Raw genomic sequence first — 11,768 nt, 5'->3', positions numbered from 1 at the left:
CGCGCGCTTCCCGTTGCCGTGCCGCGATGTGAGCGCAAGCGCGCGGATGATGCAAGCGAGGGCGCGACATGGCGGAGGGCTTCGGGGCGCATAAGCGGGGTGTTTCGCGCGCCTTGCGACAGGCGCCGTGATCCGCAATGCGCCGCGGGCTACCACGCGGTATTCGACAGGGCGCCGGTCGGAGCCGCGGCGCGGCTGCGCGATGCGGGATGCGGGGTCGGGTTGGCGCTGCGCCTTGCCGCCGACCCCGTTGCGGCGCTGCAGGACGCGCGCCGCGTCGCAAGGCCCTGCGGCAAGGTCTTCGTCATGACCTGGGGTGAGCCGGGCAGCATGGAGGCCGCGGCCCTCGTCGCCGCGCTCAAGCCGCTGCTGCCGCCGCCGCCCGCGATTGCCTCAGGCCCGTTTGCCCTGTCCGAGCCGGGCAAGCTCGAAGCGTTGGTCGCCAGCGCCGGGCTGGACCTGGTCGTGGTCTTCGATGTCGACTCGCCCAGGGCCTACCCGGATCTGGCGACGGCCCAGAAAGGGCTCGGCTCCTCGGGCGTCGCGGTCAAGGCGGTCGAGACCAGCGGCCAGGACGCGCTCGACGCCACCCATGCGGCCGCGCTTGCGCCCTTCTGTCAGCCGGACGGCAGCTACCGCATCGGCGCGAGCTTCCGCGTGCTGATGGCGCGGGTCGGGGACTGACACTTCCCGGGGGGCGTTCTTGCCCGAAACCGACGCGGCGCGCTCTGATGCGCCGCGTCCTGAGGCGACCGGCAGGCCCGATCCCGCGATTCCGTACCCATGCGGCCGAATTTGCTTTATACTTGGGTTCAGAAGCCTCAGCCTCGCGTAGCGTTTTTCTTTTTGAGTCATTGATCGGCGGAGACAGACATGCCCCAGATCCTGCAAGTTGCCGCAATCGTCCTTGCCACTGCCGGGACCGGTGCGGCCACCTTGACCGTGATGAACAAGGATATTCCCGACCTCGCCGTGCCCGAAGGTTCCTGGGTCGCGAGCGGCGCGCTGGATGGCCAGGCATTCACAATCCGCGGCACCGATCTCGACAGCGGTGCGGTGCTCACGGATGAGCTTCTGTTCCGCGACGGGGCCTTTCAGTCCGTGGACTGCCAGAACTACTGCGATTTCGGCTGGTCCGACTACCAGACCAAGGAGATCGACGGCGTGACGTATTTCACTGCCACGACCCGTTGCCCCGACGCGCCGCACACGGTCGTCTGGTACGGCGCGGTCGAGGAAGAGGCGATCACGCTCGACGTCACCTGGACGACGCGCCGCTGGTACTGGACCAACCAGATCGCCATCGAAGCGTCCGGGGAAGCCACGGATTTCGACGCCGTCCTGCCCGTGTCGGGCTAAGGCCGTCGGAATGCGCCCGTCCGGCCCGTCGGCGGGCGCCCTCGTTCTGCGAGTCGCCCTTCTGATCGCCGTCCTTGTGCTGGCCACCTGGGGCGCGCATGCGGCGCGCGACGCGCTGAACCTGCAGATCCGGCCCGATAACGAACAGCAGGTGCATCGGCTCATCATGCTGGGCGCGGTGGCCTATATCGGGCTTCTGGCCTTGCCCTTCGTCCCGGGCGCCGAGATCGGACTGGCGATGCTCGCGGCTTTCGGCCCGGCCATCGCGCCGCTGATCTACGTCTGCACCGTGGCCTCGATGATCCTCGCCTACACGGCGGGGCGGTTCCTGCCCATCGAGGTGCTGCGCAAGCTTCTCTCGACGCTTCGGATGCACCGCGCCGCAGCGGCGATTGCGCGGGCAGCCCCCCTGTCGGGCGACGAACGGCTGGCCATGCTGCTGGATGGTCAATCGGCGCGGACCCTGCGGCTTGCGGTCCGCTACCGGTATGTCGCGCTGGCGCTTGCGGTGAACACGCCCGGCAATTCGGTCATCGGAGGCGGCGGCGGCATCATGCTGATGGCTGGCCTGAGCGGCCTCTTTTCGCCTCTCGCGACCTTCGCGACCATAGCGATCGCGGTATCGCCAGTGCCGCTGGCCATGGTGTTTCTCGGTCTACGGATCTGATTGGACGGGTCACCTGACGCAGTCTGTCGGTCCCTCGCTTTCGGTGAGAGTCCGCGGACTGGAACCGGGTAGACCCGTTCTTCATCTGGCAGAAACGCACCAATCGACACCAATCAATCGAAGTATTAGCATCATGATGTCGGAAAGTGGTGCCCAGGAGAGGACTCGAACCTCCACGTCCTTGCGGACACCAGCACCTGAAGCTGGCGCGTCTACCATTCCGCCACCTGGGCAGGTTGCGTGAGGCGCGATGTACCCATAGCCGGGAGGCGTGTCAACGCCTTGCGATCACGTTTTGGGCGTGGATCACCGATGTCTTGCCCGCCGCCCCGGGGACCGGTAGGAACAGGCCGAACGCAATCTCCGGAAGGAGCGATCCATGCCCAAGTCCAAGCTTGTCACGATCATCGGCGGCTCCGGTTTCGTGGGCCGCTACATCACGCGGCGGATGGCCAAGAAAGGCTGGCGCGTGCGGGTTGCATGCCGGCATCCCAACGATGCCATCTTCGTGCGGACCTATGGCGTGGTCGGGCAGGTGGAGCCCGTGTTCTGCAACATCCGGGACGACGATTCGGTGCGCAATGTCCTCAAGGACGCGGATGCGGCGGTGAATTGCGTGGGCGTTCTGGCCGAGACCGGCAAGAACACCTTCGACGCGGTGCAGGCCGAGGGTGCGGCCCGGGTCGCGCGGCTGGCCGCCGAAGAGGGCGTCGGCCGGCTCGTGCAGATCTCGGCCATCGGGGCCGATGCGACGGGCAAGAGCAAATATGCGCAGACCAAGGCGCGGGGCGAGGCGGCGGTGCTCGAGGCGTTCCCGGACGCCGTGATCCTGCGGCCCTCCATCGTCTTCGGGCAGGAGGACCAGTTCTTCAATCGTTTCGCCTCGATGACGCGCTTCGGTCCGGTGCTGCCGATCGTCGGCGCAGATACGCGCTTCCAGCCCGTCTACGTGGACGATGTGGCCCACGCCGCGGCCAAGGCCGCGCTGGGGCAGGCGGCGCCGGGCACCTATGAGCTGGGCGGGCCGGATGTGGACACCTTCCGCGAGCTGATGATCCAGATGCTGGACATCATCAAGCGGCGGCGGTTGATCGTGAACATCCCCTTCCCGATCGCGAGGATCATGGGGGGTGTCTCCGAGGTGGTGAACACCGCCACGCTGGGGCTCGTGCCTGCGCAGATCACCCGCGACCAGGTTGCCAATCTCAGGATCGACAATGTCGTGGGCGAGGGCGTGAAGACCTTCGCGGATCTCGGGATCGAGCCGACCTCGATGGAGGCGGTGCTGCCGGATTACCTGTGGCGGTTCCGGCCCTCCGGGCAGTATTTCGCGATCAAGGAATCGGCGGATTCGCTCAAGCCGCGCTGAGGCAGTCCGGGTTGCCGGAGCTCAGGGCTTCAGTTTTTCCAGAATACGCGCATTCAGGCAGCCCGGCATCGCGTCCGGGCTCTCTTCATGCGCGTCCAGCCAGTCATCGCAGCGCTCCGGCGCGCCGCAACTGCGGCAGCGAGTGACGATTTCAGCCCATTCCGCATGCTCGATGACGCCGGAATTGCGCGCCGCGGCGGGATCGGCGCCGATGGCCTTGGCCATGCGGCGGACGCGCATCAGATGCCTGCGCGGATCGCCCAGCGGCTGGGGCCGCATCAGGCCTGCGCCTTCAGCGCGGCAAAGCGCGTGCGGTTGCGGCAATATCCCGGCGTCGCCTCCTGCGGGGCGCTGAAATCCATCAGCCAGGCGGCGCAGGAATCGGCGCGTTCGCATTGCGTGCAGGTCAGGACCGCGGCCTCGACCTCGTTCGAGGGCAGGCGCCCGCGCTGGCGAAGGACCTCCAGGTCGAAGCCGAGCGCTTCGGCCATCATCGTCACCATGCGGCGGTGTTTTTCCAGTGTGGCTGATCCCAACATGCGCATCTCCCGGTGTTGGATTGCATGCAGGAGATGTTGTCAGCCGGCCGCGCGCGGCGCCTTGATCTCAATCAAACCCCGAGTCGGGCGGCGGTCTGGCGCACGATGTCGATCCGCGCGGCATTGGGCGGATGCGTCCCGAGGAAGCGGTTGCCCGGGTCGGGGATGCGCAGGAAGAACGCCGCGCCTCTGATCGGGTCGTATCCCGCCCGGGCGGTGATGACGGTGCCGAGCTGGTCGGCCTCGAGCTCGAAATCCTTGGAATAGCGGCGCGCGCCCATTTCCGCGCCAAGCTGCTCGGCCTCCCGGACGGAGGCGGGGCTGGCCCCCGACATCGCCGCGAGCCCCGAGAAGATCACCGCGCCCACGGCCGCGTTCTGCTGCGTGCGTTCGAGATGGCCGAGGATGTGATGCGACGCCTCGTGACCCATCACGAAGGCCAGCTCGTCGGCATTCTCGACCGAGGCGATCAGCGCGAGGTTGAAGGCCAGAATCGGCCGGCCCGCGCGGTCGACCGTCTGGAACGCATTGGGCTCCTGCCCGGGGCGGTCGTCGATCACGATGATGAAGTTGCAATTGGCCCGGGGCGCCACCCGGCGGCATTCGCGTTCGGCCACCGGTTCCACCGTCTCGACCACTTCGACGAAGGTCCGCGCCGAGCGGGACGCGCGTTCGGCCACATCCGGTGTCGCGGCGGGCGCATAGGCACCGGCGGGCGGCTTTGCCGCACCGGTCGGAGGCAAGGGCGCACAGCCCGCGAGACCCAGAAGGACAAGCGGCGCAAGCAGCAGCAGAAATCGTCTCAAAGCACGCATGTTCTATGGCATATCGCCGCCGATTTCCCGGCGAAACCCACAAATACGTCACTTGGCAGGCCTTCGCTTACACCTACCTCCGACCCCATGAGCGATAAAATGACGGTCATCTACAACGATACCTGCCCGATCTGCGCACGCGAAGTGAAAGGCTACAAGTCGATCACGCGCAAGCACGATCTTGCCATCCGCTATCATGGGCTCAGCGAGGGCGAGATGGATGCCTACGGGCTGACCAATCGCGAGGCCGCGCGGCGCTTTCACGTGGTCAAGGACGGGGTTCTTTATGACGGCGTCGACGCCTTCGCGCTGGTCTGGGACGAGATGCCCCGATTCCGCTGGCTGGCGCGGCTGGTGAGGGTGCCGGGGATTCATCGTATCGCGGAGCTGCTCTACGATCATGTCGCGGCGCCTGCGCTTTTCGCGATGCATCGCCGACGCGCCGCGAAGGGGCAGGCGCACAGACAGGGCTGACGCGGCTGACGCGGCAGGGCGCGATTTGCGGTTTTCACGTCTGCCGCGGCGTTCTAGGCTGAGCGCATGTTCAGCATAGAGCACGAATTCGACGCCACCGTGGTCACCCTCGTCGACGAGGGGTCCGAAAACCTGCAGGAAGACGTGATCGTCAATTCCTTCGAGGAATGCGTGACGATCGAGCAGTTCGATCCCCGCACCGATCAGACCATGCGGATCACCCTGTCGATCAGCCAGATGCGCGACCTCGCCGCCGCGATCGAACTGCCCGAGGGCGTCTATCGCCGGGATCCGTCGGACAGCAAGACCTGACCGCGCCGTGTGCGACTGCGCGAAGCGGCGGATCCGCGGTTGAAACCCGGCTTCCGATTACAGACATAGGCAGCATCAAGACCGAGGAAGGCCCATGCCCGACGCTAACCCTGCCGCGCTCGACTTTCTCCTGACGCGCCGCTCCCGCCCCGCCAAGACGCTGACCGGCCCCGCGCCCGACCGCGCCGGGCTGAGGACGCTGCTGACCGCGGCCTCGCGCAGCCCCGATCACGGCAAGCTGGAGCCCTGGCGCTTCATCGTGCTGGAGCGCGCCGCACTCGACAGGCTGGCGGCGGCTGCCGTAGCCCGGGGCGAGGCGGCCGGTCTCGACCCCGAGCAGATCGAGAAGGGCCGCAAGCAATTCGCCGACAGCCCGCTTTGCGTGGCGGTGATCGAGACGCCCAAGACCTCGCCGAAAGTGCCTGCGCTGGAACAGACCTACGCCGTGGGCGGCGTCTGCCTCGCGCTGCTGAACGCCGCGCTTGCGGCGGGCTGGGGGGCGAACTGGCTGACCGGCTGGGTCGCCCACGATCGGACCCTGACCGCAGAGGCGCTGGCGCTGTCCGACGCGGAACGCGTGGCGGGCTTCATCCATATCGGCACCGAAACATCGCGTCCGCCCGAACGTCCGCGTCCCGATCTCGACCGGATCGTCACCTGGCAGGACGCATGATCGGGCGCAGCCTTTCCCGTGCGGTCGCGCAGATGGGCGATCCGCGCTTTCGCAGCGTCCTGCTCAAGGGCGTGGGCCTCGCCGTGGCGCTTCTGGCGCTGTTCTATGCAGGCTTCGTCACGCTGATGGGATGGATCACGCCCGAGGTCGTCACGATCCCATTCTTCGGCGAGGTGCGCTGGATCGACGATCTGGTCAGTTGGGGCTCGATCATCCTGATGCTGGGGCTCTCGGTCTTCCTGATGGTGCCCGTGGCCTCTGCGATGACGGGACTGTTCCTCGAAGATGTCGCCGCCGCGGTCGAGGACCGGTATTACCCCAATCAGCCGCCGCCCGGGCGCATCCCCTATGCCGAGGCGTTCCGCGACACGCTGTCCTTCCTCGGCCTGCTGATCGTCGCGAACCTCTTGGCGCTGGTCCTCTACCTCGTCTTCGCGCCGCTCGCGCCCTTCATCTTCTGGGGGCTCAACGGCTTCCTGCTCGGACGGGAATATTTCACCATCGCGGCGATGCGCCGGGTCGGCCGGCGCGGCGCTCAGGAGATGCGCAAACGCCATTTCCTGACCGTTTGGGTGGCCGGCATCCTGATGGCGGTGCCGCTGACCATACCGCTCGTCAACCTGCTGGTGCCGATCCTCGGGGCCGCGGTCTTCACGCATCTCTTCCACGCGCTCCGGGCTTCGCGCGCGGTGTGACGGGTCCGGTTACTCGGTCTCTTCGACCGCTGCGGGGCCCATGCGGTCGAACATGTCGATGTCGCGCACGGTGATCCATCCCGAGGTGATGATCACGTAAAGGATCACCCAGATCACCGCCGATACGAGGGTGGTGATCCAGGCCTTTTTCTTGAGGTGGTGGTTTTCGGGGCTCGAGGCATGGGTGCCATGGACCACCTCGCCCAGATCGCCCTGCGTCTCGAGCCGGATCGGGATCGCGATCAGGAAGCCCATGAACCAGATGACGGCGTAGAGCACGAAAGCGGATGTGATCGTCATGCGTTTCTCCCCGGCGCCGGTCGCGCCGTCAGACTTGTTCCAGTTCGACGAGGCAGCCGTTGAAATCCTTGGGGTGCAGGAACAGCACCGGCTTGCCATGCGCCCCGATCTTGGGCTCTCCCGACCCCAGGACCCGCGCGCCCGTACTCTTCAGATGGTCACGCGCGGCCAGAATGTCATCCACCTCGTAGCAGACGTGATGAATGCCGCCCGAGGGATTCTTGTCGAGGAACCCCTGGATCGGGCTGTCCTCGCCCAAGGGATAAAGAAGCTCGATCTTGGTGTTGGGCAGCTCGATGAAGATCACCGTGACGCCGTGATCCGGTTCGTCCTGCGGCGCGCCGACCTTGGCGCCGAGCGCGCTGCGATACTGCTCCGCCGCGGCCTCGAGGTCGGGCACGGCGATGGCGACATGGTTGAGACGTCCGATCATGGGCGGGCTCCTTCTGCGATCCCCTGCGATATGCCCCGCGGGCCTCGGGGTCTGCAAGACCGTGCAGTCATTAACTCCGCATTAGCTGTTCGAAGGCACGCTGCGAGAACAACAGAAATGAGAGGGTGTGATGAACGATTCGCTAAGTCTCGAAGGACGCATGCAACCGACGGCGGCGCGGCCGCTTCTGGGCCTGACCATCCTCATGGTGGAGGACAGCCGCTATGCCTGCGACGCGGTGCGGCTGTTATGCGTGCACAGCGGCGCGCGCCTGCGGCGTGCCGATTGCCTGGCCTCGGCCCACCGGCATCTCGAAGTCTACCGTCCCTCGGTCCTGATCGTCGATATGGGCCTGCCCGACGGTTCGGGGGCCGATCTTTTGCGCGAGGCGTCGCAATGCACGCCGCGCATCGCCGCGATCCTTGCCACCAGCGGGGATCCCTTCTCTGAGCATTGCGCGCTCGCGGCGGGTGCCGATGGCTTCCTGCCGAAGCCGATGTCCAGCGTGGCGATGTTCCAGAACGTGATCCTGTCGCACCTGCCGCAGGAGCGGCGCCCGATCGGGCCGCGCGTCATGACCGAGGCGACGGTGGATGCCGATCCGGTCGCCTATCGCGACGACATGGCGCATGCCGCGGAGGTGCTGGCGCAGCCCGGCGATCTGGCCGGGCTCGATTACGCCGCGCGGTTCCTTTCGGGGGTCGCGCTCAGCGCCGGCGACCGGGTTCTGGCAGATGCCGCCGATGCCCTTTTCGAGGCGCGCATGTCCGCGTTGCCGGTGGGCGCGCCGCTGATGCGGTTGTCCGGATTGGTGCAGGAACGGCTCGAGGATCGCATGGCGGTGTGACGGCGGTTCGGCGGGGCTTGCCCCGCGTTCGGCTGCTTGCTAGGTGTTCTGCATATGTTCGCGCACCCCGCTGCAGGAAGCGGGGTGACAATCCAGTCGAAATCTTTCATGATCTGGCCCATGGCATCCGACGCAACACAAGATTTGGCGCGCTTCCTCGGTCCGGACCGGTTCGGCTGCGTCATGGCCGATCCGCCCTGGCGGTTCACCAACCGCACCGGCAAGGTCGCGCCTGAACACAAGCGGCTGGCGCGCTATCCCACCATGACGCTCGAGGATATCTGCGCGCTGCCGGTGGCCGATCATCTGGCCGACCGGGCGCATTGCTATCTCTGGGTGCCCAATGCGCTGCTGCCCGATGGGCTGCAGGTGCTCAATGCCTGGGGGTTCGAGTACAAGTCGAACATCGTCTGGCACAAGGTGCGCAAGGATGGCGGATCGGACGGGCGCGGGGTGGGTTTCTACTTCCGCAACGTGACCGAGCTTCTGCTGTTCGGCGTGCGCGGCAAGAACGCCCGTACCGAAGCCGCGGGCCGGCGGCAGGTCAACATGATCCAGACCCGCAAGCGCGAGCATTCCCGCAAACCCGACGAGCAATATGAGCTGATCGAAGCCTGTTCCTGGGGCCCGTATCTTGAGCTTTTCGGGCGTGGCGTGCGGGACGGCTGGACGGTCTGGGGCAACCAGGCCGATGCCGATTACAAGCCCAGCTGGACCACCTATGCCTACAATTCTGGCGTCGCCGCCGAATAGGGCGTGACGCTGTCGGCGGGCAGGCCGATCAGCAGAAGCGGGCAGGGATTGCCGACGCCGCGCCGGACGCGGTCCTCGATCTTGCTCCAATGGGTCGTCGCCATGCCGAACTTGTCGGCCACGAAATAGCGCGCGAAAGCGGTCGCGAAATCCTGCCCCGACGCCACCGCCTGCGCGACGTATTTGCGCTGCCGCGCGGTGCGCTCCTTCATCCCGAGGGCCACGAGCGGGGCCTCGTCGACGATCCGGGCCGCGCGCAGATACGCCTCGATCTTCTGCCCGAGCGTATCCTGCAGCGCCCGTCCGCGGGTCACGATGATGCCCGCGCTGATGATCGATTGCGCATGCAGGCGCTGGAAATTATCGAGATCGCGGTCGAAGAACGGGTCCTTGTTGTTCCACTCGATCTCAAGCGCGAGCGTCCCGGCGGGCGACCGCCGGATATGGTCGATCTCGTGGCTCGTGCCGTCGCCCTTGGGCACGCCGTCCACGTTCGTCTCGATCCGGAAATTGTGCTTCTGCCAGCCGGCCAGCGCCAGTTCGCGCCGCAGCCGCTGGGTCGACTTGGCCTCGCCGCCGCCGGAGGCCACAAGCTCCGTTACCGGGATCGCGACCCGCAGGAGCGCCTCGACCAGCTCCTGCGTTTCGTCCGGGAAATCGACGCTCAGGATGGCTTCGGCATGGTTGCGCACCATGACGTCGAAGCCTCTCCCGCGCAGCGCGTCGAACATCACTCCTCCGGGATCACCCGAAGCCGCAACTCCATCAGCTGATCGCTGGTGGGCTCGGACGGCGCGCCCATCATCAGGTCCTCGGCGCGCTGGTTCATCGGGAACATGATGACCTCGCGGATATTCTGCTCGTCGGCCAGCAGCATGACGATCCGGTCGATGCCCGCCGCGCAGCCGCCATGGGGCGGGGCGCCGAAGCGGAAGGCGTTAACCATACCGCCGAAGCGCTTGCGCACCTCGTCCTCGCCATACCCCGCCAGTTCGAAGGCCTTGAACATGATCTCGGGCTTGTGGTTCCGGATCGCGCCGGACACCAGCTCGTAGCCGTTGCAGGCCAGATCGTACTGATAGCCCAGAACCTCGAGCGGATCGCCCGACAGCGCGTCCATCCCGCCCTGCGGCATCGAGAAGGGGTTGTGCGAGAAGTCGATCTCGCCGGTTTCCTCGTCGGCCTCATACATCGGGAAATCGACGATCCAGGCGAAGGCGAAGCGGTCGGTATCGGTCAGGCCCAGCTCGTCGCCGATGACGGTGCGCGCCTTGCCCGCGACCCGCTCGAAGGCCGAGGGCTTGCCGCCGAGGAAAAACGCCGCGTCGCCGACGCCGAGGCCGAGTTGCTGCCGGATCGCCTCGGTCCGCTCCGGGCCGATATTCTTGGCAAGGGGGCCCGCGGCCTCCAGGCCGTCGCCCTGGTCGCGCCAGAAGATGTAGCCCATCCCCGGGAGGCCCTCTTTCTGGGCAAACGCGTTCATCCGGTCGCAGAACTTGCGCGACCCGCCGCCCGGGGCCGGAATCGCGCGGATCTCGGTGCCCTCATGCTCCAGAAGTTTCGCGAAGATCGCGAAGCCCGAGCCGAGGAAATGCTCCGACACGACCTGCATCTTGATCGGGTTCCTGAGATCCGGCTTGTCGGTGCCGTACCAGAGCGCGGCATCGGCATAGGAGATCTGCGGCCAGTCCTCGGGCGCGTCCACGCGGCGGCCGCCGCCGAACTCCTCGAACACGCCCGCGATGACCGGCGAGACGGTGTCGAAGACGTCCTGCTGCTCGACGAAGCTCATCTCCATGTCGAGCTGGTAGAAATCGGTGGGCGAGCGGTCGGCGCGCGGATCCTCGTCGCGGAAACACGGTGCGATCTGGAAATACTTGTCGAAGCCCGACACCATGATGAGCTGCTTGAACTGCTGCGGGGCCTGCGGCAGCGCGTAGAACTTGCCCGGATGCAGGCGCGAGGGCACGAGGAAGTCGCGCGCCCCCTCGGGGCTCGAGGCGGTGATGATCGGCGTCTGGAATTCGCGGAAATTCCGCTCCCACATGCGCTTGCGGATCGAGGCCACCACGTCCGAGCGCATCACCATGTTCTTCTGCATGACCTCGCGGCGCAGGTCGAGGTAGCGATAGCGCAGGCGCGTTTCCTCGGGATATTCCTGGTCGCCGAAGACGATGAGCGGCAGCTCTTCGCTGGCGCCCAGCACCTCGACGTCTCGGATATAGACCTCGATCTCGCCGGTGGGCAGCTTGGGGTTCACGAGGTTTTCGTCGCGCGCCTTCACCGTGCCGTCGATGCGCACGCACCATTCCGAACGCAGCTTCTCCACCTCGGCGAAGACCGGGCTGTCGGGATCGCAGAGCACCTGCGTCATGCCGTAATGGTCGCGCAGGTCCACGAAGAGAACGCCGCCATGGTCGCGGATGCGGTGCACCCAGCCCGAAAGGCGGACATCCTGGCCCACATGGTCTTTGCGAAGATCGGCGCAGGTCTGGCTGCGATAGGCATGCATTGGGTTGGCCCCTTGGAATT

17 protein-coding genes and 1 tRNA gene are annotated in these 11,768 nt (G+C 66.5%); 10 read left to right on the top strand and 8 right to left on the bottom strand.

The annotated features are described in order from the left end of the window. The first annotated feature begins 99 nt into the window (after positions 1 to 99). The 3 genes from BW990_RS10370 (at position 100) to BW990_RS10360 (ending at position 2,026) form a co-directional block, all read left to right on the top strand. Positions 100 to 684, top strand: coding sequence for a hypothetical protein (locus BW990_RS10370; protein WP_143526135.1), 585 nt, complete (start codon positions 100 to 102; stop codon positions 682 to 684). 189 nt (positions 685 to 873) lie between these two features. Continuing rightward, positions 874 to 1,359: a hypothetical protein gene (locus tag BW990_RS10365; protein WP_076447939.1), complete on the top strand. Its 486-nt coding sequence runs from the start codon at positions 874 to 876 to the stop codon at positions 1,357 to 1,359. 10 nt (positions 1,360 to 1,369) lie between these two features. Continuing rightward, a complete protein-coding gene (locus tag BW990_RS10360) occupies positions 1,370 to 2,026 on the top strand; it encodes a hypothetical protein (RefSeq protein ID WP_076447937.1) in 657 nt (218 codons plus the stop codon). Between the two features lie 147 nt (positions 2,027 to 2,173). Here BW990_RS10360 and BW990_RS10355 read toward each other — a convergent pair. After that, positions 2,174 to 2,259 (bottom strand) — tRNA-Leu (locus BW990_RS10355). Between the two features lie 146 nt (positions 2,260 to 2,405). On the opposite strand from BW990_RS10355, the gene BW990_RS10350 reads away from it, so the two are divergent. Further along, the gene (locus BW990_RS10350) at positions 2,406 to 3,395 is read left to right on the top strand and encodes a complex I NDUFA9 subunit family protein (RefSeq protein WP_076447934.1); all 990 of its coding nucleotides are present in this window, start codon (positions 2,406 to 2,408) and stop codon (positions 3,393 to 3,395) included. A 21-nt stretch (positions 3,396 to 3,416) separates the two neighbouring features. Here the strand turns inward: BW990_RS10350 and BW990_RS10345 are convergent, their stop codons facing one another. The 3 genes from BW990_RS10345 to BW990_RS10335 all read right to left on the bottom strand — a co-directional run bounded on the left by BW990_RS10345 (position 3,417) and on the right by BW990_RS10335 (position 4,740). Then, positions 3,417 to 3,674, bottom strand: coding sequence for a DUF6455 family protein (locus BW990_RS10345; protein WP_076447931.1), 258 nt, complete (start codon positions 3,672 to 3,674; stop codon positions 3,417 to 3,419). Continuing rightward, on the bottom strand, positions 3,674 to 3,934 hold the full coding sequence (locus BW990_RS10340) for a DUF6455 family protein (RefSeq protein ID WP_076447928.1): 261 nt from the start codon (positions 3,932 to 3,934) through the stop codon (positions 3,674 to 3,676). Before BW990_RS10340 ends, BW990_RS10345 begins: the two co-directional genes overlap by 1 nt. A gap of 71 nt (positions 3,935 to 4,005) precedes the next feature. Further along, entirely contained in the window at positions 4,006 to 4,740 is a 735-nt protein-coding gene (locus BW990_RS10335) for a M48 family metallopeptidase (RefSeq protein ID WP_076447925.1), read from the bottom strand. 96 nt (positions 4,741 to 4,836) lie between these two features. Here BW990_RS10335 and BW990_RS10330 point away from each other — a divergent pair, with 96 nt between their 5' ends. The 4 genes from BW990_RS10330 (at position 4,837) to BW990_RS10315 (ending at position 6,903) form a co-directional block, all read left to right on the top strand. Continuing rightward, positions 4,837 to 5,223 carry a thiol-disulfide oxidoreductase DCC family protein gene (locus tag BW990_RS10330; protein ID WP_076447922.1) on the top strand — a complete coding sequence of 129 codons (387 nt, stop codon included), beginning with the start codon at positions 4,837 to 4,839 and terminating at the stop codon, positions 5,221 to 5,223. Positions 5,224 to 5,289: 66 nt separating this feature from the next. Then, positions 5,290 to 5,535 (top strand): hypothetical protein, encoded by a 246-nt coding sequence (locus tag BW990_RS10325; RefSeq protein ID WP_076447920.1) that lies wholly within the window; start codon positions 5,290 to 5,292, stop codon positions 5,533 to 5,535. A 94-nt stretch (positions 5,536 to 5,629) separates the two neighbouring features. Then, a complete protein-coding gene (locus tag BW990_RS10320) occupies positions 5,630 to 6,208 on the top strand; it encodes a nitroreductase family protein (protein ID WP_076447917.1) in 579 nt (192 codons plus the stop codon). Further along, positions 6,205 to 6,903, top strand: coding sequence for an EI24 domain-containing protein (locus BW990_RS10315; RefSeq protein ID WP_076447914.1), 699 nt, complete (start codon positions 6,205 to 6,207; stop codon positions 6,901 to 6,903). Before BW990_RS10320 ends, BW990_RS10315 begins: the two co-directional genes overlap by 4 nt. Before the next feature lie 9 nt (positions 6,904 to 6,912). On the opposite strand, the gene BW990_RS10310 is transcribed toward BW990_RS10315, so the two are convergent. After that, complete coding sequence (locus BW990_RS10310) at positions 6,913 to 7,203, bottom strand: DUF1467 family protein (RefSeq protein WP_076447911.1); 291 nt, start codon at positions 7,201 to 7,203, stop codon at positions 6,913 to 6,915. Positions 7,204 to 7,231: 28 nt separating this feature from the next. Continuing rightward, entirely contained in the window at positions 7,232 to 7,636 is a 405-nt protein-coding gene (gene mce / locus BW990_RS10305) for a methylmalonyl-CoA epimerase (RefSeq protein WP_076447908.1), read from the bottom strand. Between the two features lie 130 nt (positions 7,637 to 7,766). Here mce and BW990_RS10300 point away from each other — a divergent pair, with 130 nt between their 5' ends. Continuing rightward, positions 7,767 to 8,483 (top strand): response regulator, encoded by a 717-nt coding sequence (locus tag BW990_RS10300; protein ID WP_076447906.1) that lies wholly within the window; start codon positions 7,767 to 7,769, stop codon positions 8,481 to 8,483. 120 nt (positions 8,484 to 8,603) lie between these two features. Continuing rightward, positions 8,604 to 9,236 carry an MT-A70 family methyltransferase gene (locus BW990_RS10295; protein ID WP_076447994.1) on the top strand — a complete coding sequence of 211 codons (633 nt, stop codon included), beginning with the start codon at positions 8,604 to 8,606 and terminating at the stop codon, positions 9,234 to 9,236. Here the strand turns inward: BW990_RS10295 and BW990_RS10290 are convergent. Together BW990_RS10290 and aspS are read right to left on the bottom strand one after the other, a co-directional pair. Continuing rightward, positions 9,209 to 9,967 (bottom strand): BglII/BstYI family type II restriction endonuclease, encoded by a 759-nt coding sequence (locus BW990_RS10290; protein ID WP_076447903.1) that lies wholly within the window; start codon positions 9,965 to 9,967, stop codon positions 9,209 to 9,211. The genes BW990_RS10295 and BW990_RS10290 overlap by 28 nt on opposite strands. Then, a complete protein-coding gene (aspS, locus tag BW990_RS10285; RefSeq protein ID WP_076447900.1) occupies positions 9,967 to 11,748 on the bottom strand; it encodes an aspartate--tRNA ligase in 1,782 nt (593 codons plus the stop codon). Before aspS ends, BW990_RS10290 begins: the two co-directional genes overlap by 1 nt. Positions 11,749 to 11,768: the final 20 nt, after the last annotated feature.

It is taken from the genome of Roseivivax lentus, from assembly GCF_900156805.1.
GTDB classification, from domain to species: Bacteria; Pseudomonadota; Alphaproteobacteria; order Rhodobacterales; family Rhodobacteraceae; genus Roseivivax; species Roseivivax lentus.
Note: the sequence above shows the minus strand (reverse complement) of the source record. Positions and strands in the feature narration are given on the sequence as shown.